This window comes from Bacillus pretiosus, assembly GCF_051294775.1.
GTDB classification, from domain to species: domain Bacteria; phylum Bacillota; class Bacilli; order Bacillales; family Bacillaceae_G; genus Bacillus_A; species Bacillus_A wiedmannii.
The window spans coordinates 362,681-383,458 of sequence record NZ_JBPPHF010000001.1 but is presented as its reverse complement, the minus strand read 5'-3'; the positions used below and the strand labels follow the sequence as shown (position 1 = coordinate 383,458).

Here is a 20,778-nt window from a genome sequence, read left to right as displayed (position 1 = left end):
ATTACAATATCTTACATACAAATCGCCTTCTTTAAACTTCAAGACAATCTCACCCTGAAGTTTAACTTATACATAAAATCTTCCGCTAAAAACCTTTCGTGTGTGTAACGTAGTGAGTTTTCTTTTTGATTTATATAGTATTTTTGAAACGAATTAACAATTTTTTTACTTGTTGTGTTATATTTATTCCTTCTTCCTCAATATCTTTATCTTTTTTGAGTCTACCAACTTAGATATACAAATCCCCCTATCACTAATAATCCCTAAGCCAATACAAGAATTCGTGCAAAACATAATTTATTAATATCCTCTTCTTAGGCATCTATAGTGCCTATCTGTTTATTATTTTTATTGGTATACAAATTAGACAAACACAATTGATGATACTTTACGGAAAGCAAGCATCCCCTTTCATTATTAAGAACATTTAAACAATCAGTTATTCGTATCTGATATACCAGAAATCCTAAGTAATTAGATAAAAGACATGACCTACCTCTTGAATGAATTTTTTAAAATATTCTGCATTTAAAATCTGATTGTATAACACCGGTATATCAAGTATCTAAATAATTATTTCAGATAAAATTTCTTAACATTGAATGTATTTACTCAAATTTAATTTAGTTACATATAATTCGAACGTTTAAAAATAATATTTTTTGGAAATTAATACTTATAAGTTCTATTCAAGGAGGTTGCTTAAATGGCAATAATTTGTGCTAATGTAAAAATTTCAGGAACTAGGCCCCTTTTATTTAATCGCTTTACCGAGGATGCAATTCCTATAACAAAACAAGAAAAATGGGGGGTTCCTGGAAATAATCCCGAGGAATGGAAAAAAACTTTTCAAGCTACTCGGCAAGGTCAGTTATACTTGGATCCTATTTATATTTTCTCCTGTTTACGTGCGGGTGGAAAATTTATATCTAAAGGAAGAGGAACTTTAGAACCCGAAGTTTCTTCAACCCTTCAAGTATTAGACAATAAAATATTCATTAACAGGTTTCTTCCCCCTATTAACGAGATAACAAGAGATGATAAAAAAGATGTATATATTGATGTTCGACCGGTTTCAAGAAGAGGGGTAAAAAATATACGTTATCGCTTAGCTATTTCACCCGGGTGGGAGGCAGAATTTAATATAATATGGGAGGGAACTTTAATTAATCGTGAACAAATGAAAGCTATTTGCCAAGATGCCGGTGCTTATGCTGGATTAGGAGACGCAAGAAAAGTGGGATTTGGTCGATTCTATGTCACAGATTTTAATATTATTCAGGAAACAGTACATGCCTAAAAAGAGAACACCCTTTGAAACTTGGAAAAAAAATATAAGACCGATTGTATGGAACAGAGATAATAGACAATGTATACGTTGTAAAAAAGCAGTCTTATTAAATGAATGCCACATTGACCATATAGTCAGTGGGCTAAGTGGGGACAATAGACTTCAAAATTTACGTACACTTTGTAGAAAATGTCACGTTCTACGTGCAGATTGCTTTCATCGAGGTATGATTGCAAAAGCTTTAAAAGATGGAGTTATAACAGCGGATTGGCGTCAATATGTTTGGGATGAAGAATCACTATTGAATAAGTAGAACAGAATTCTTTTATAATTCCTAAAGAAATAGTAATAGTATACAAATTTAAATATAGTATGCTTTATAAAACCAAATTAGATGTATGGTACGATTTGATACGGATATAAACTAAAACCATTTTTTCTAATTAATTTTAAATAAGAATTCTTACATAGTAGATAAACAAATTAATATTAAAAAATAAACAATCAATTAATATTATATTGTTTATAGATTAAATATTTAAATAAAATCACTGTAAATTTTATATTTCACGAACATTATCCAAAAAGCATGATTGTGTCGAAACAGTTAAAACTGTTCAATAGGAGATGACCCCCCTATTGCTGAAGAGATAGGTCATTTAATAAGGTTGGGCTTGGCATAGTACATTCCGGCTGGGTTCGGTTCAGTGATGTTTGGTATGGTACGGCTTGATACGGCATTTAACAATTATATAAACCATTTTTTCACAAAACTTCTTCATTGCATACAATTAAATTCTCTACTAACTAAACATAATCGGCTATAGTACCATTTTTTTTATTTCCATTCCGCATTTAATCTAAACGACCAAACAAAAAAATACTTATAAGTTCTTTTATGCGCAATTTAAGTACTATAGTGTTATTACATTCATTTGTACACTTCTCTAATCTGATAGAGAGGTGATACACTTGTCCGATTTCTTAAAATTAGTTGGGGAAAACATCCGCTTTTTACGAAAAAAAAGAGGATTGACACAAGAAGAATTAGCTGAACGAATCAATCTACAACAGGCTTACATTGGTGGAGTTGAACGTGGAGAAAGGAATATTTCCATGCTTACCCTACAAAAAATTGCTGATGGTCTAGAGGTTTCACCTGAGCTAGTTTTAAACTTTGGTAATATCAATTTAATCGATAATCCTCAAAGAGATGAATCTCTTAGTATTATTACTTCTCTACTTCATCAAAAAAACGTTAATGAATTGCAATTTATCCTAAGGTTTCTTCGTAATTTCTCTGAATTCGTAGAGAATAATAACTTTAAGTAATAAATCCAACATATTTTCGAATACATACTCTAAATATTTACTTACAATAAACGTCTCAAATTATCTAAAGATTACTAAAAGGGGTTCCAACTCGCTCCTTACCTAGAAAAACTTTAATACCATTGCACATAAAAAAGTTATCCTGTCTAACATATTTAGACAGGATAACTTTTTTATATTTTTTGATTCAAGATGTTCCAACCGATAAGATAGCTTGCTTCTAGTAAATCTCCTAAGAATACCATTTACATAATTAGTTTTACTTTTTTACTTTTTTTACTTTCGATTTCATAAGAATAAAAGTTTAGTATCTCTTATTTTTGAAATATATAATTTTGGGTCTTCAACTAACGCAACAGAGCTGTTCTTCTAAAACGGATGTTAGTTTTTCTTTAGCCACATCTAATTTATATTGATTAATTTCATCTTTTATAAGATTAATTTTGTCATCTGCAAAAATATTATGTTTCCTAAGATTTTGGATTTCACTAATTATTTGAGTGCGACTTTCATGGATTGTATCTTTAATGATTGCTACTTGTGCATTTGTTTCCCAAGATAAAATTTCGCTTCTAACAATCAGCAATTTATCAATTAATTCACTAAAATATTCATAAAAAATCTCTTCATTATTAATTTGCTTCTTCCCATTTTTTCATAATCACTATTCATCTGTGAATTGCTTCTTTTGCTAGTTTAATTTTTAAATCTTTAATACTTGTAGAACCTGAATTTTCTCCTTCAAAAATTCTCTTAAAGATATCATTTGAAATTTTTCTGTTTCAATAAATTTTTGAAAAGTATAAGTGTCTACAACTGTATTATCAAATTTTCTATTAAAATCACTAATTAAAACTTGTATATCTCTTATTTTCTTTTCCTCATTATATTTTATTTTTTGTTTACCCATTGCTTCAATAATCATTTTAATAGAAAAACTAGTCGCTAAACTTGTCATACATCCACTCAATTTTTCTTATCCCCTTTACAATTAATTTTCATCCACGTGAAATATTCCTCATTTTATAAACATCCACAGATAAAATATTATCATATAGATCGTAGGTTCGCCCTTTTTCTTAGCGTACTTTAATAAATTAGATATTTCATGAAAAACTTTTGTCATTAGTGTATTTTTGAAATGAAATGAATTTAATTACGTTTGTGTAGATTAACAAACTGCTAGTTCAAAAATTTTTATTGATTTTTTTCCTTCTTTTTAGTTGCTCTCATGTACCTGCTGCACACATTACTTAGTATATTTCTCTTATAATTTATTTCTAACCCAATCTCTATTATAAATTTATTGTTTGTACATTGGAGGAACATTTATTTTCTTTTCGAATGATTTATTCTTATTCGTTCCCTTTCTTACTAATTTATCTATATAATTTTTTTGCTGTGAAGAATCAGGGCTAAGTGTGTCAAATACTGAAATAAAGAAGTACATTGCAATACAAAATATCAATAGAATAATACTAAAAGTAATAGAATCTTCAGGCATAACACCTTTATCAAATATCCATGTTATTAATCTGTCATAAATACAGAATAATAAGAATCCAAATGATATTAACGTCAAGGAGTTAACTGTTTCTTTTAAAAGTCTGATTACTTCATAAAATAATCTTACAAACATATTTTTATTTAGACTATGTAAATACCATCTATATTCTTTATATAAGGTGTAAAAATTATTCCAGTATTCATTTTTAATCGCATTATAAAAATAGTTTAATTCTATCCAAAATCCCTTCCACTCCTCATCTTTCTGTTCCTTTTTAAATTCCTCATATAGTCCCTCAACATAAAAAAGTTGGTCTATTAAATCTTTATTACCTATTTGATATATCCCTTTCTCTTCAAGAAGATACGTTTTAAACAAGTCATCAAGTAACTTCTCTCTTTTAAATGCACTATCTTCTTTCATAATATTTCTTAAACTTAAAAATAAAGGTTCAATTACATTTTTTAAATTATTTTCATTTTGAGTGTAAAATCGATTAATTTTAGTCGTTCTTTGTCCAAAAATATAGCCAAGTGTAGCTGCTAATATAGGAATTATGAATGGTAAATATTCTTTAATATTATTCATATTAATTTTCCCCTTCTTATTCGTTATTTTTAATTTCATTATATTACAATATATAATTATTTGTTTTAAATTATATGAAAAAATTAGGGTATTTCTAAATGATATTAAAACAATATTAAAATTCATGCGGATCATTTAATATGTTATTAAATATTTTATTTTCCGGATAAATATTGCGGTTGAATTTTGAATCACTACCTCCATGAATCGCATGAAAGATTTGAAATATGCCTACCTTTGATTAGTAAACAATATAATTTTACGATTTAATTAGCTTTTTATATATTTAAAGCCCCAAAAAGTGTCCCCAATTGTTAGACTGTGTCTAACAATTGGGGGCACTTCAAACCTTGCGAGTCTTTTATTAAATTAAAACAAGAGATTAAGAAATATATGACATACTTTAATTACTATAGATATCAATGGAATTTTAAAAAGATGACTCCTGTTGAATACAGAAATCATCTTCTTGATGTTGCCTAGCTTTTTTTAATGTTCTTTACAAAGGGTGCAGATTATTGTTTATCCCTATGTTTTTTATTTTTCTTCTAAATCTGATATAGCAATTTTAAACTGAGATACGTTATAGGTTGTAGTATCATATGATTCATAACAATATTTTATCCAATATATGTACAGCATCATTAACAATAATGAAACTCCTAATATGTATTCTTGGTATGTACTCTTATCAAATGCCATACCTAAAAAGAAAACAAAAATTGGAATAGGAGAGATTGATTTTAAAATATCTATTTTAATTTTAATAACATCACACCGTTGTTCTAGTGATAATAATGATGATTTTAGACTGAGTTTTGGTTTGGTCTCTGTTTGTACTATATCGTTTATAATATCAGCTATGGTAAGTATATTGTATAACCTTCTGTAAAATTTATATGCAGGATAAATTAATACAAATGAACACATTGATAATATGAAATTGAAATTAGCGCTAATATAAATTCCAATTGGATCAATAAATTCTTTACATATTATTAAACAAGTTAGAAGTATAAAAAAATTTATCGCGTAATTTATTAACGTTTTTTTTATTGCAAACTTCCTACTGTTTTTCAGCTTTTCTTCTATTGATATAAAATTGTACATAATCCCTCCTAATAGTTAACCAAAAAGTTATAAAGTGTTATATCACTAGATAGAGCGTAAATACATTGATTAAATTAGAATGTAATGCGAGACTCTGGAAATAAGTTTAATTCCTTTCCTTTTTCCATGATTTAAGTTAAGGTAGCTTCTCTAGTTCGTTCTTCTTTAATTAATAGGTTCTCTTGGAAATAAGTATTAATACATTTTCTACTGTATTTCTCCTCTACTTCAGTAGTAATCATAAAAACTAATTTTTGTTTAGCTCTTGTCAAGGCAACATATAAATAATTTAACATTTTATTTTGATTACCATTTTCACCAAATAGATACGGTGCTAAATCGGTAGAAAGTATAAATAAGCATTTCTTTCCTTCTAATCCTTTAATACTATCTATGGAATTTACCAATATTCCCTCATTTGTCGGAACTTCACGATTTAGATTAATAGCATCAGCTAATTTCCCTTTATCTTGTCGCGTTAATTTTATGGATAGTGATTTTTCTAACGTTGAAAATACTTTAAAGTTATTTAATTGGGACAGATCTTTCAAAATGATTTTTTGTATATCATAAATTAATTTATCTACTAGTTGATCATTAATATTGGATTTATTTATTATAGACTTTAATTCATAAGCTAAATTTTGTTTAGCCCAATTTTTATCGTTAATATGAGTTATAAATCTGTCGTTTTTCTTATAAATAAATGCATAATCCCAATTTATAGTATTAACAAAATTATTAATTTCAATATCACTTTCAAATACGTAGCCAAGCTCACCAAATAAAGCTTTCTGAGGTAATTGCTGCTCGTCCGCAGAAATATATGAATTTGCTAGTTGTACATGTGAAATAGGACATCTATGATTTTCGGATAGATATTCAACAGATTGTCTATATTTTTCAATTAGTGTCTTAAATGAATTCCTACCACGCAAATCTTGTTTTGGATCTCCTACTAAATATAAGTCAATATTTTCTCTATCAAGCATTTGAACAACTTCTAACAAATGTTTATCCATATCTTGCGCTTCATCAATAAAAATCGAATCTAGGTATCTCGAAACAATGTCTAATAGTTTTCTTCGTTTTTCTTTAATTTGGATTGTATCTTTTGTTTTCTTACATATAATCCATTTAGCTATTTCAGTAACCTTTTCAACATGTACAATTTTATTATCTGCTAGTTCTTTAATTTTCCTACTCTTAAAAATCAAATTATCCGGTAGTTTCATTTGAGATGCTTTTATAAACTGTTGATTGTATAGCAAATGGTGAAATGGGAAAACAAACTCTCTTAATAAAAACACATGTATTGTTTCAATAAATAACTGATTTGGAATACAACCATTTAACTCAATAATTTTTTCTCGTATACGGTTTCTAGCGGCATTAGTATACGTAATGACATATATAAATTTTCCAGTAGTAACTTCCTCAAGCTTGTCCAATACTAATTGGGCCATTGAAGTAGTTTTTCCTGCACCAGCACCTGCTACAACAATCTTCATTGCTTTTCACCACTTTGTAAAAAATTTAATACACTACTTATATGTTTTGGTAATTCAATCGATTTTAAATCCCCTGTTCCAAAATCTCGACAAAATTTGAGCATTGTATTTGCTTTAGCACCTCTCCATTTATCAGATAAAGCTTCTGGTGTAGTTATATCTGACCATCCATGATTTGATATAAAATAATTTTTTAGTTTTTCAAAGTTTTCACCAGTCTTTACAAACTCAGGCTCCAATGTATATTCAGTAGTTGTAGTAACGTAAATATTATCATGGATATTATAAGCTTCATGATTTTCTTTAGCTTTTGGTTCATCATCAAAATCCCTAATAATTCCTATTCGATTAGGTGAATCTTGGTGAACCCTTAACCAAATATCTAGCATTGTTTTAAATCCTTTATGTAGAGATATCACTTCAATATCATTTAAAGAACGGGTCTGCGAACTTAAATATGATTTAATTAACATTTCTTCAGTAGGCCCTTCCACTAATATACATCTTCGTGAAAATAAAAATTTCAAAAAATCTATATTAGGTTTCTTGGCTAGATAGTTTAACTGCTCAGGTTTTAGCACTGATTCTAATGAGAATGCTCCCCCCTCAGATACAACTGTTACATTTTTTAACTCTAACTTATTCAAAAATTCTGAGCTATGTGTAGAAACAAATAGTTGTGTTTGATTACTTGAATTAACGATAGAGTTAATAAAACTTGCAAGCAATCTTTCGTTGCTAATGCATAAATGTGCTTCTGGTTCTTCAATCGTTAATATGTTTAGAGCTATATCTGAGGTGTTTTTTAAAGAATTCATCATTACTAATAAATAAACCAAGTTTCGATATCCCAACCCTTGAGTATTAAGATATTCTTCTCCAAATCCGAGTCTAACATTATTTAACAAAGAATTCATACTAGGCATATTAGGAAGTAAGGTAATCTTTTCAAAGAAATCCGTTGCATTTTCTAATTCAGATTGTTCTTGCCAATTGAAGACACTTTCTAAGTTACTTATCTCTTTTAGATTAGTAAAAAAAGTTTCGTATGATTGTTCAACTTTTACTTTTTGCTCTTCGGATAGTTTATTATGCAAAAGGTTAACTAAAGCTTTTGAGCCTAATTGAGTATTTTTATTGGAGAATTCATCTCGTTCTGCAGCCAAAGCATTGTATTTGAATTTAGTCAAATCATTAAATGCTACTTGTTCTTGTGTAGAGGGAATAACAATAGTATATTTAAACATTTCAATCGGTAATAAATTCATTTTTATATTTTCAATTTCGTCTATATTACTTAATATTTTTGAGACATGTGTCAATAAATCTTTAGGGTTCTCTACACAAAATTGGTATCTGATAGCGTAATGAGGACTTGTACCATCAATTGAATTTATCCACTTATGTACATAATATTCATCAGCGTCTGCAGGCTCAAAAGTAACTTCTACTTTTATAACAGGGAGTGCTTCAATGAAACTTTCTAAAGATATGTCTCCATTTTTTATACTATTTAAGTTCTCTTGGATGAAATTAAAATATTTTGCTTTAGCTGAGTTACCAATATCTTGCCACCCCAAATTTTTGTTTACACTACCAATTTCATCATTAAAAAATGGTAGTGTAATAGCTTTAAGGAGATTACTTTTCCCGCTATTATTCTCACCAATAAAAATTACTAATCTATTTACTTTAATATTAATATCATTTAAATTTCGATAGTTTTTTATATGTATTTGTGAAATTTTCAATACAACGCACTCCTTCTAAATGTATACATAAAATTTATGGTTTCTTATAAGGTTCTCATATTGTATCTCTGAATGATATAGCTTAGAATATAAGTCCTCTCTTTCTTCAAAATTCTATGAGTTCTTATCTTTTTTAATCTCCACTATTTAGTTAAAGGTTCTGACGTATTGAATAGATTGGTTTCATATATGCAACGTACAAGTGTATCAAAAAATAAAAAAGCACGTAACGAATGCTCCATTGTTGCATATTTTAAATCTACACCGTGTACAACTTGATTACGACTAAATGTTTCAACGTCTTCCCCAATACTACGAAAGATTTCTTTTTGCAAATATATTTGGACAATTGACATAAGTTCTTCATTTGAAACCCGTTGCTGAATTGCTTCTTCCATAGATTCTCGAATTGTACTTTGTTTCATCCACTTTTTCGGGAAACTTTCACGGATGATACCTTCAGAATGAATAGTAAACAAAGGAACACTTACATAATAATTCCCCGATAAATGAGCTAATGCGGCTTCTTTTACAATTGGATATCGATTCTCTAAATAAATTTCCCATTGATTGATTTTTCGCTCCAACAACTCAGGAGTATAGTATAAAAGTAATTGCTTAATTTCTAACACAATTCCTCCTGTTTCGGTTTCTATATAAAAGAAATCTAGAAGGTCTAATGTTTTAAAATCTAAGAAAATGAACCAACCTTGCTGAACAAAATGTTCTAAGGCTTCTAAGCACTTTTGTTCAGCTTGAGATAACAGTTCTGATACATTTAAATCTCTCATCGTTTCATAGACATTATTAAAAGATGCTTTAATTGTTGACATTATTTCATTCATGGATGATGCAATCCCCTGAAAAATAGGTGTTATATCACGTAGCATATGGTTAATATCAGAGAATAGTTTTACATTTTGGTCATTTAACCGATTGATACTCTTTGTAAGATTCGGCAAACGTATTGATTGTATAATGGCTGTAACAGTTTCTTGTAGCCTTTTATGCGCTTCACGAATATAAGCATCTAAAGAAATCATGCAGTCATCAATTGCATTTCCAGTATTAGGATTATGTTCTTGAATTCCTCTCATTTGTTTTAGCATCTCAGATGCAACACGTACTAATTCATTATCAGTAATTTGAAATGGAGGAAATGCTTCCTCTACATCCCTTTCTTCACTTAGCTTTTTAAATTCAAAAATCGGGAGTGCTTCCAGTAATCGCTCTTTATTTGTTTTTGCAGATAATAAAATATACTTCCAATACCAGATACCCTTTTTCAATGAAATTACCGTATCGATTAATTTAGTATCCCCAGAATTTGTATGAACAGTGATTAAATCCTTCGCCATAATTAGCATTCCTCCAATCCCTATGTATAACAATTATTATACAATACTTTTTAGAGTAACATCGCACTAACAGGTCAACGCTTCATAAGTTCAATCAGAAAAAAGAAGTAACCTATATAAGTTTGCTTCCGTTTGACCATTACATCTTCTCTTTTTCATCATCTCATCATCACTGGAGGAACACACATAATCAATAATACCTACAGTGATTTTCGAAGCACATTCCCCTACAATATCATATACATCCTGAATGTTAATCGTTAAACGTTTTTATAAATCTTTTACTTTTATTTATAAGATACCCACTTTGGTGTCTCTATTTTAAGAAGTATCCACTTTCATGTCCCAGTACACAGACAAGAAAGTGGGTACTAAATACATTGCATTTGTTGGTAATTCAACATTTCACGCTTTAAAAATAGTTTCTACATGTTTTGTCATATACATTTATATACTTTTATAAGATTCTTCCCACAACAATATTCCTTCTATTTAAACGTAAATAAGCAATTTATAGATTATTACTTCTACACCATTGCATTTGTGCTCACTACAATCCTTACAAGTTAAGTGTTACAAACATAAAGAAAACCTCGCATCATTCTTGGTGATGTGAGGTTTTCTTTCTAATATTTTTTATGAAATTCCGTATAATGATTGAAGTTTATCAACTACCGTCATTTTTTAGATGTATTTTCCATAAAACTCATTTTCCAGCTAAAAAAGCCGTTCTCAGGATTTTTTTCATATCTTAATATTGCATCAAACTTGTTTCCTTTTTTACTTGTTAAACCTTTCGTTAGAACCTCTCCATCTTTCAACAACTTCTTTACCATGGTTTTATTTGGTTTCTTCTTCATTGTTGCTAAAAATTTATCATTCTTCCATATAACAAACTTACACCCATTCTTCCAATCTGAACATCCAAATCCTTTTTGTCCTTCAACAATGGATCCAGAACAAACCGGACATTTCCCTAACATTTCCATTTGTTTCGTTTCTTGCGTAACATAATGCAAGATAACATCTTGGTCATTTTTTATCATTTCGACTGATTTTCTTGTAAAATCAAAGATAAAGTTTAGAAAGACACTTCTACTCACTTTCTTTTTTTCCATATCCGACAGTGCTTTCTCCAATTTACCCGTAAATTCCAAATCAAATAGCTCTTTTACAGGAAACGTTTCTACAATTTTATGACCTAATTCACTACATAATAAACTTTTATCTTTTGAAAAAATATAACCTATATCCTTCAGTTTCTTAATTGTTTCCGCTCTAGTCGCTGGAGTCCCTATACTAAAACCACTTAACACAGCTTCTTCTTCATCATAATTTTTCCCACAAGTCTCCATTACACGTAATAAGGTTTTCTCAGTATGATGCTTTGGCGGTTTTGTGACATGAGAAGTAACATCTGCATTTGTAATTTCCAAATTCTCTTTAAATTCCACAAATGGTAACATCTTGTCTTTGGATTCGATTTTCTCTACTTTACGCCACCCTTCAACAATTTGAACACGACCTTTTGCAATAAACACACCTTTTATTGAGGAATCACTAATTTTAATCTGAATTCGTGTTTCTTCATGCTCTGCTACAGGCATAAATTGCATGATAAAACGATTCTTGACTGCTGTATATACAATTTGCTCGTCACTTGTTAATGATTTAGGCAGCACATACGTTGGCATGATAGCACTATGACTTTCAACCTTTGCATTATTGAATACCCGTTTTGTTTTAACAAAAGAGATTTCATCTTCGTATGGTAATTCTTTTTTTACTGCTTCTAAAACTTTGGCTGCTCGTCCAACTAAGCTTTCCTCTAAAGCTGTACTTCCTGTACGGGGATAAGTAATATATTTTTTCTCATATAAAGACTGAGCTACTTTTAATACTTTATCTGATGTCCATCCTTTATACTTACTTGTAATATATCCTTGTAAATTAGATAAATTAAATAGAAAAGGAGGATATTCTCTTTTCTGTTCAACCTGTTTATCTATAACTTCTCCTGAAGAACGTTGCAATATATTGTATATTTCATCTAAGGTAGCTTTATTTTTAAACTTCTCCTCTTGCTCCTCCATATAAGTTGCTTCAAATTCTTCTTCCTTTTGTGTTTTAAATGTAGCAACTAATTTGTAATAGTTCTCCGGTACAAACGTTTCGATTTCTTTATCTCGATCATAAATAATTTTTAGGGTAGGCAGTAAAACGCGCCCAATATTTAACGCTTGCCCTTTTCCTTTTTGATACTTAAGCGTAGCAACAGAAGTTAAATTTATTCCAATCGCCCAATCTGCCCATTGCCTACTTACTCCTGCATCTTGCAACGGACGTAAATCCGAGTTTGGTCTAATTTGTTTTAACCCTGCGTTTACCTCATCTGGTGTCCACTCATTTAGTAATAAACGATAAACTTGTTTCGGTGCTTTTATATTATAAATGACACTATCACCAATTACTTGCCCTTCACGATCATAATCACATGCTGAAATAATGGCATCAACATCTTCTCTAAAAAGTAAAGAGCGGATTATATTTAACTGTTTTTTCGCACCACTATCAGCCTTATCTCTATCTTTCGGACTGCTTTTTACTTTATATTGAAACTTCTCTGGAATAAAAGGAAAGTTATCCATTTGCCATTTGGCCATTTTTTCATCATAGTCTTTCGCATCATATAATTGAAGCAAATGACCAAATGCCCAAGTGACAATATAACTATCTCCCTCGTAATACCCATCATTTCTTTTTCTAATTTTTAATGCATCAGCAATGTTTTTAGCTACGGAAGGTTTCTCTGCTATAATTACTGCCTTCAAAATGAATCCCTCCTAATTAATATAAATAATTAAAATTAAAAGATTGGCATTGCTTCTACAGCATCTGTCAATTCCTCATAAGAATTTTTCAAATATCTTGTTGTTGTGGAAATATGGCTATGACCCGCTAATCGCCGAACCTTCTCTATATCATTATTGGTTGCCTTTAACATCCATTTACAAAATGTATGCCTAAACATATGTGGTGTTAATTTTTTACCCGATGTACTGTAATTTTCAATCATGACCTGAATTCCACGAATTGAGAACTTTTCAGATCTTTGACTGTAAAAAGCATAAGGAGATTGGGTAACTAACTCTTTTTCCTTTGAAATCTTACTCCTGAATTGAAGCCATTCCAATACTTCATTATAAAGAAAATTTGACATTGGTATAGTTCTTACCTTAGTTCCCTTCCCAATTACCCGGATCTTTTTTAAATCTAAATCTATATCTGTGATCTTCAAATTTGATAATTCTTCCACACGTAACCCTGCATAAGTGAGAATATAAATAATAGCTCTATCTCTTCGATATTTTTCTTCAGGATTTACTCCTCTAGTCTTTACAGGATATTTCCTCATTCGTTTTAATAAATCCTCAAACTCTTTCTCTGTTAGCCACATAATCTTTTCATGTTCTTCATCTGCCATTTTTAAACCCTTAATATCGGTCATAGGGTTTACTTTAATATACTTTTCTCTTTCAGCCCAACTAAAATAACTCCTGAGAGTATTTAATCGACGATTTATAGTACTTACCGATAATGCTTTACCTTCTTTAGGATTTAACATATCTCTTATCCACTTTTTAATATCATTACTTATAACATAACTATCTGGATTTACTCCCATTTCTTGAAAGAAAATTTGTAAATCGTTGATATAGGATAGTACAGTATTCTGAGACTTCCCTTTATCAATTAAATAATTACGGTATTTATGTAGCATCTTCCCACCTCTTATATTATATGCTGAGTTAAGAATAAGCGAATTCAGAAAAAACAAGTACTTTCTCCCATATTATACGACGAGTTTAAAGGCAATATCAATAACAACTCAACACATAATGCATATTATGCGCTATATTAATTTAATTCTTGCAAACTAGTTTACAAATATGTCTGCACTTAAATTCTGTTAACTTTACCGCTACCTCACACACCAATTCCGTTGTCACTAGGTCCTAGGACAACTGAAGCGAAGCGTTCGAATCATTTTAATCGTTGATACCCCAGACTCCAGGTCCACGACCTGTACTACTATTCCCATTTAGAGTACCACCTATATAGACATTGCCTTCAAATAAACTCGCTAATCGTCTCCCCTTCCCCATACACCAACTCCGTAGTCAAATCTAAATGTTATTGTTAATGAGGTTATATGTAGTGCAAAAAAGGATAGATAAAGCTATTAAATTTCTGCTCTTATCTATCCTTCTATTTTCACTTATATAGTGTGACATAATTATAGCTAATAAGTCATTTCATTAAAATCTAAAAGCCATCCAACTGTATCTTTAAGGTTCAACTCACGTCGCCTATCGTTCATAATTATTGAATAACGAGTGTCGTTCCAAACACCTTGAACTGCTTACCAATATAAGAAGCAAATTCGATTGATGCAGCGCTAACGCTTCCAATTTGATTTCCAGAGCTAAAGTCATGACTTCCTTGAAGAGTTATATTTTCGGGAGGCTGCCCAGGTGCACCAATAAAGAAAAGTGTCAATGTCAGCATTGCCGTGTTCTGCGCCGTAGTTCCCTGATTCACAATGCGTTTTGTACTGGCATAATTCGCGATATGATTATTTCCCCTAAACACTTTACCGCCTTCAATTTGCCAACTCCCCCCAGCATCATTGACATTCTGCAGGGTGAGCCGGTTTAATATCAGGCTCATATTACGTGAATTGTGACCCAAGACTGCGGATCCACCTGTAGTAACCCCATAAACCGCGGCCACATTTTGGTCATTAGAATCACCAGCTCTTGGCCCTCGAGTTTCTCTAAAATAATTATGATGTTGTAATACTGGTGGTTTCCAACCATAATAATTGTAATTATATAGTAAAGACTGTCCATACATATCTAATAACTACCTCCATATCCTAATAGTCAGACATCCATAAAGTATGATATTTTTCCTATCCTGATTGGGTAGTTACCTAGTTTAAATAAAAATTGTGAGTGGTTTATAAGAAAACTAACCCCACCGTTAGCTTAAGTACATTTTTCCAAAGACTTATTCTTCAAATAAAATTCAAAAGGCACTGTTGCTAGTGCCTACTCTTTTCATATTCCTTAATGATTTTATAAAATGTATTTTTCTTTAATTCCATTTGTTTCATAATGTTGTGCTAGAGCTGCTAGAATCAACCGCCTGTATATGTCGGGCGTCCAAAACCAGCAATTTTCCACGAGTTAGTTCCGCTAATGGAACGCTTGCGACGTTGTACTTGTCCACCATCAGCGTTCGAACTACTTCCTGTATTACCCTCGATAGTTTGCACAGTATCACTATCAATAACTTTTTCTACCCATCCGATATGGCAAATGCGCCTGCCGTTATGAAAAAATGCATAATCCCCTTTCTGCGGGGTTGTGTGCCACGTGCCTTTGTTCTTAAAAAAGCTAGCGTGTGATGGAGTGTAAGCAAACTTACCGCATATATCCAAAGCCCCCACTTCATTTGCACACCATGCTTGAAACATATCACACCACGGATTACCGTCAAGCCCGTACCACTTTCCGTATTTTGTCTTGTTTGAATCAGCTGGTGATTCGGTTGTGCCAATTTCTGCTGCTAAAATCGCGCCGAGCGCTGAAATACTACATGCCATTACTCATTGCCTCCTTGATATTTAGGGGTTTGCTCAGGTTGTTCTTCAGGGTCTGCCTCAGATAGACCATTACCAGTATTTTCTAACAACTCTCGCTTGATAACGTCCTCATCACTAATTATTTCGTATTTTTCTTTGTTTGTATTTGCATCCCCTCCATGATATTCGGGGGTTTGCTCAGGTTGTTCTTTAGGATCTGCCTCAGATAGACCATTACCAGTATCTTCTAACAACCCTCGCTTGATAACGTCCTCATCACTAATTATTTCATATTCTTTTTTGTTTATATTTGCATCCCCTCCATGATATTCGGGGGTTTGCTCAGGTTGTTCTTTAGGGTCTGCCTCAGATAGACCATTACCAGTATCTTCTAACAACCCTCGCTTGATAACGTCCTCATCACTAATTATTTCGTATTCTTTTTTGTTTATATTTGTTTCTGTCGCTATGTCTGGATAGACTGGTGTCAGTTCCTTTGATGCTTCTGTTTGGTATTTTTGTATGTTTGCTGACCGTTGTCTTGTTGGTCTGTCAGGCAGAATGTTATTGGACAAGTAACGATGGAACATATATTCAAATAATGCAACACCAATAGCAGCGGTGAGCGGCATTATTAGCTCAACATCCCCGTATGTTAAGTTCTCACTCATCAACCAGATAACGACAAATGCCAAACCAAAATCAACAATGGTTGCTATGGCATTGTTTGTTCTAGGTAAAATCAATAAATCACCAATTAAATACGCTACCACACACAGAACAAGTGTTATAAGAAAGATGTTTCTAAATGCCATGTCAAAAAATAAACCGAGAATGATGGAAAAAAGGATAAAATTCGAAATAAATTTTATCGCAAAAACATTTACATGCTTCATCTGAATAACACCTCCTTTCTCCTATATTGTACTTAAGCTTATAAAATTTATTCAATCGTTATTATTCAGATTAGAATTTCAAATATTCTGTCCGTTAACTCTCATCAGTCATCCCCACTTTTTCCTATTTCACTTTGAATTGCGGACAATATTACTATGACGGTTCTGGTGCAAAAATACTTTCTAGAAACATAAATGGATGATACAAGAACAATCGACTCCTTATCTTAAATGTATTTTTTGATATTATATTTAAATATTTACTTTTTAGCTGATTGTATATAATGAAGTAATTGCCTATGCTTAGGTCATAAAAAAGTAAATGTATGATTTTTTATTCTTAGTTTACATAGGAACTTCCAATTGAGATTTAAAAATACAATGAACATGGTAATTTTCTTACATACAAAAACCCTAGTGATTACTAGTTTTTTGTATAATCAAATGTATATTTTTATTTCATTCCGAAAAAACGTCTATTTACTCCTATCTCCCAAGCAGGTTTCACTCCATAGGTAACAATATTTCCGTCGTTTTGAACAATTAGATATGTAGCATATCATCCTACAATAGTATTATTAGCCCATATCGCAATCAGACATCCACAGATAAGAAAATTTAAATCATAATAATTATTAGTGTCATTATCATAAAACATAGGCATTTATCTAATATATTTAATTTCTTGTACAATGTATGTAAATTTATATATTTTAGATACTTGTTGATTAAAATGAAATATATCTATAAGACGTGATTATTGATTTTTATTTCTATTAATTTGAATAAACATTTTTAGTTATTTTTTTAGTATCAGTGATGTTATTCTATGATTATTAAATATACTAAGACCTGCATTCATTTTTGGACAGATAATAAAGAGAACCTGTAATATATTCACAAGTTCTCTTTGTTAATATAGCTTAAATTTTTTAACCTAAATTTCATTTATAGTTTTTATTGTGTCATGCGTGTAAAATCGTATTTAATCAAGTAAAAAATGTTATATTCCTTTCTGATATGTATGCATATTTGGTATGACACCCGTATTTGCAATAGGCACTACACCCATATTTGTAACAGGCACTACACCCGTATTTACAACAGGCACTACACCCATATTTGCAACAGGCACTATACCCGTATTTGCAACAGGCACTACACCCATATTTGCAACAGGCACTACACCCATATTTGCAACAGGCACTACACCCGTATTTGCAACAGGCACTACACCCGTATTTGCAACAGGCACTACACCCGTATTTGTTGATTGTAGTAATGAATTTGTAGTAGGAATGGGTATATTTTGTAATACTGTAATGATTTGATCAAGTTTAGGCAGTCCATAACCCGTTCTAGAACTATCTAAATTATAAGGTGTACAAAGCGAACAGATCATATTAAACAGAGCTGCTACCCGTTGTGAGTTACGTGTTTGGTATTGAGTACGAAATAATGGGTGATGGGCAAGCAGAAGAGCTGCTAAACCTGTAATATGTGGAGCTGCCATTGAAGTTCCTGACATCGCATCAAACGCTCCACCTGGTACAGTAGAAATGATTTCTACTCCTGGTGCACAGACTGCAATTTCTGGTCCGAAACAAGTAAAAGTTGGTGAAAACATCTCATCAGTTGTTACCATTCCTTCTTTTACTGTTGTTGATTCCCAAGTGTTAGGATGAAGATTTTTTAAACTACCTATAGCTGCAACTGCAAGAGTTTGAGAAGAAGCAGCAGGATATTTTACTGCATCTCCTGAATTACCAGCAGCAACAATACAAGCTATACCTTTTTGTACAGCTATTTGCAAAGTTTCTTCGACAATTGGATTTATTTCAGAGTCTCCTCCTAAACTCATATTGATTACGTCTATTTGATGATTGATGCAGTAGTCAAGCGCTTTAATTAGACTGCTATATTGTCCGCCTGGGAAAACTTTAAGAATGTGGATTTCAGCTTTTGGTGCAAATCCACGCATCATTGTATTGTCTTCACTATGTGCAGCTATGATGCCAGCGCAATGGGTTCCATGTCCAATTGTATCTTGATTCCAATTATTTTCATTAGAGTTTTCAGTGAAGTCTTTTCCATACTGAATATGTTGAAGTAGTGGATGGGTGTTATCACAACCACTATCAATAATTGCAATTTTAATACCAGATCCATTAATTTCTTTTGGAAGTTTATCAAGTCCCATTAGACGCTGTCCCCAACCAAATTGAAATTGTTTTGGGAAATCAGGAACTGTATCAGTAAATGGGCGCATTTTAATAATATTGATTGTATTTTCGATAATTTTTGGATTTGGAAGGTAGAGATCCCAATAGCTATTTGTAACCATTACTGATAGTAAACGAGGAGGTGTATCACCTAATGTTACTATTTCAATCTCTACTTCCCCTTGTTCATTGGTAATTGCTTGATTTGGGAATGTATCACCTGTTAATTGAACTGTTACTTTGGAAAGCGGCTTGTCATCTTTTCCCAATATTTGAAATTTGAACTTTCTTGTTTTTGTTTCAGCTGTTGAAGAGAACTTCCTAATAGATGGAAATTCTTTTTCTGATTGGATACTGTCTCTATAGTGAAGTGGTTTATCTCTAGCAATCATCAAGTTTATTGGTAAAGTCTTTTTTAGAAGTTCAGCGCGATTAGGTTCAATTTTTGCTAATACAATATCAGTAGCCTGATTTGCTCCTACACCTAATGTTTGAATAGTTCCTTCACTACGTTTAATATGACCGATAACATCAATACCTAAAGCGGTTAAAGTTTGGTCCATTGAAGATGTGGACATGGGGTGAAATCCTGCCATTTGAACATTTAAGTTGTGGCGTGGTGCAATCATATATTTAGGGTGTTCAGATGTCTGTTCCGAATTCACTTCTGGTGTTAATAATATGTTAGGATTTATTATTTCCTCATTATTAGACATTATTTTCCGCCTCCTATATAACATTTGTAAAATAAAAAAATTTAGTTGATTCTAGAATAATTGAAGTGGTTTATCTGGTGAAATAAGGATGTTATTACCTAAAATAGATTGAATTGTTGCAATGGTAACATTAGTTGCACGGATTACTAATTTTGTTGGTGTTTCTGTACCGATGATTTGTATTATTTCAACGCCAGATTGTAATCGTAAAAAGTTAATCACTTCATTGATTATTTGACTAGCTATAAATGGATTACTTTCTTGTGCGGATATAATCCACTGTTTAGTACCATTATCCGAAGGAGATGCTGGTATCATATTTTTAAACCTCCTCAGTCACAATAACTATATTGTTCAAACATATTTTGTATCGGAGCTAACTTAATTTAGCCGCTCCGATACATAGATTGATTAATAAAAACTATATATTAGGTTAGAATCTTATAACTTAATCCCATTGGAGCTAATTGTGAACCAGCTTGTTATGGAATTAACGGTGCTGCAACACCTTCAATTGTACCAACATCACCACCCAGCGACTTGTGAAGGGGCACATACAATATTATTACCAAACAATCCCATTGGAGCTAATTGCGGACCAGCTTGGTATGGAATTAACGGTGCTGCAGCACCTCCAATTGTACTAACAGCACGACCAACATCACCACCGATAGCATTACCAGCGACTTGTGATGCGGCCCCTACAATATTACCAAATAATCCCATTGGAGCTAATTGCGGACCAGCTTGGTATGGAATTAACGGTGCTGCAGCACCTCCAATTGTACTAACAGCACGACCAACATCACCACCGATAGCATTACCAGCGACTTGTGATGCGGCCCC

At 31.6% G+C, this 20,778-nt stretch carries 17 protein-coding genes and 1 pseudogene; 4 read left to right on the top strand and 14 right to left on the bottom strand.

All coding sequences use genetic code 11. The features are described 5' to 3' along the window. Positions 1-706: 706 nt before the first annotated feature. From ACSG5Z_RS01915 to ACSG5Z_RS01905, 3 genes are all read left to right on the top strand, one after another. Positions 707-1,300 carry a hypothetical protein gene (locus tag ACSG5Z_RS01915; protein WP_435710560.1) on the top strand — a complete coding sequence of 198 codons (594 nt, stop codon included), beginning with the start codon at positions 707-709 and terminating at the stop codon, positions 1,298-1,300. Next, positions 1,293-1,604, top strand: coding sequence for an HNH endonuclease (locus ACSG5Z_RS01910; RefSeq protein ID WP_435710559.1), 312 nt, complete (start codon positions 1,293-1,295; stop codon positions 1,602-1,604). Before ACSG5Z_RS01915 ends, ACSG5Z_RS01910 begins: the two co-directional genes overlap by 8 nt. Positions 1,605-2,263: 659 nt before the next feature. Next, entirely contained in the window at positions 2,264-2,623 is a 360-nt protein-coding gene (locus tag ACSG5Z_RS01905) for a helix-turn-helix domain-containing protein (protein WP_435710558.1), read from the top strand. A 703-nt stretch (positions 2,624-3,326) separates the two neighbouring features. On the opposite strand, the gene ACSG5Z_RS01900 is transcribed toward ACSG5Z_RS01905, so the two are convergent. Then, positions 3,327-3,593, bottom strand: a complete 267-nt coding sequence (locus ACSG5Z_RS01900) for a hypothetical protein (protein ID WP_435710557.1) — start codon at positions 3,591-3,593, stop codon at positions 3,327-3,329. 333 nt (positions 3,594-3,926) lie between these two features. Then, entirely contained in the window at positions 3,927-4,718 is a 792-nt protein-coding gene (locus tag ACSG5Z_RS01895; RefSeq protein WP_435710556.1) for a hypothetical protein, read from the bottom strand. Between the two features lie 345 nt (positions 4,719-5,063). Between ACSG5Z_RS01895 and ACSG5Z_RS01890 the strand changes: the two are divergent. Continuing rightward, a pseudogene (locus ACSG5Z_RS01890) lies at positions 5,064-5,201 on the top strand (IS3 family transposase); the annotation flags it as partial. 54 nt (positions 5,202-5,255) lie between these two features. Here ACSG5Z_RS01890 and ACSG5Z_RS01885 read toward each other — a convergent pair. The 12 genes from ACSG5Z_RS01885 to ACSG5Z_RS01830 all read right to left on the bottom strand — a co-directional run. Continuing rightward, positions 5,256-5,828 (bottom strand): hypothetical protein, encoded by a 573-nt coding sequence (locus ACSG5Z_RS01885; RefSeq protein ID WP_435710555.1) that lies wholly within the window; start codon positions 5,826-5,828, stop codon positions 5,256-5,258. Positions 5,829-5,959: 131 nt separating this feature from the next. Further along, positions 5,960-7,339, bottom strand: a complete 1,380-nt coding sequence (locus ACSG5Z_RS01880; RefSeq protein WP_435710554.1) for a UvrD-helicase domain-containing protein — start codon at positions 7,337-7,339, stop codon at positions 5,960-5,962. Continuing rightward, a complete protein-coding gene (locus ACSG5Z_RS01875; RefSeq protein ID WP_435710553.1) occupies positions 7,336-9,090 on the bottom strand; it encodes an ATP-dependent nuclease in 1,755 nt (584 codons plus the stop codon). Before ACSG5Z_RS01875 ends, ACSG5Z_RS01880 begins: the two co-directional genes overlap by 4 nt. Positions 9,091-9,233: 143 nt before the next feature. Next, the gene (locus ACSG5Z_RS01870; RefSeq protein ID WP_435710552.1) at positions 9,234-10,448 is read right to left on the bottom strand and encodes a hypothetical protein; all 1,215 of its coding nucleotides are present in this window, start codon (positions 10,446-10,448) and stop codon (positions 9,234-9,236) included. Between the two features lie 677 nt (positions 10,449-11,125). Continuing rightward, positions 11,126-13,279, bottom strand: coding sequence for a type IA DNA topoisomerase (locus ACSG5Z_RS01865; RefSeq protein ID WP_435710551.1), 2,154 nt, complete (start codon positions 13,277-13,279; stop codon positions 11,126-11,128). A gap of 35 nt (positions 13,280-13,314) precedes the next feature. Continuing rightward, on the bottom strand, positions 13,315-14,229 hold the full coding sequence (locus ACSG5Z_RS01860) for a tyrosine-type recombinase/integrase (protein ID WP_435710550.1): 915 nt from the start codon (positions 14,227-14,229) through the stop codon (positions 13,315-13,317). Positions 14,230-14,831: 602 nt separating this feature from the next. Further along, complete coding sequence (locus tag ACSG5Z_RS01855) at positions 14,832-15,365, bottom strand: hypothetical protein (RefSeq protein WP_435710549.1); 534 nt, start codon at positions 15,363-15,365, stop codon at positions 14,832-14,834. Positions 15,366-15,651: 286 nt separating this feature from the next. Next, complete coding sequence (locus ACSG5Z_RS01850) at positions 15,652-16,119, bottom strand: CHAP domain-containing protein (protein ID WP_435710548.1); 468 nt, start codon at positions 16,117-16,119, stop codon at positions 15,652-15,654. After that, positions 16,119-16,994, bottom strand: a complete 876-nt coding sequence (locus ACSG5Z_RS01845; RefSeq protein WP_435710547.1) for a YndM family protein — start codon at positions 16,992-16,994, stop codon at positions 16,119-16,121. Before ACSG5Z_RS01845 ends, ACSG5Z_RS01850 begins: the two co-directional genes overlap by 1 nt. A 1,003-nt stretch (positions 16,995-17,997) precedes the next feature. Beyond that, positions 17,998-19,932 carry a S8 family peptidase gene (locus ACSG5Z_RS01840; protein ID WP_435710546.1) on the bottom strand — a complete coding sequence of 645 codons (1,935 nt, stop codon included), beginning with the start codon at positions 19,930-19,932 and terminating at the stop codon, positions 17,998-18,000. Between the two features lie 51 nt (positions 19,933-19,983). After that, complete coding sequence (locus tag ACSG5Z_RS01835; protein ID WP_435710545.1) at positions 19,984-20,250, bottom strand: hypothetical protein; 267 nt, start codon at positions 20,248-20,250, stop codon at positions 19,984-19,986. A gap of 207 nt (positions 20,251-20,457) precedes the next feature. After that, positions 20,458-20,778, bottom strand: a 321-nt coding sequence (locus ACSG5Z_RS01830) for a hypothetical protein (protein WP_435710544.1), incomplete at its 5' end; no start/stop codon positions are given.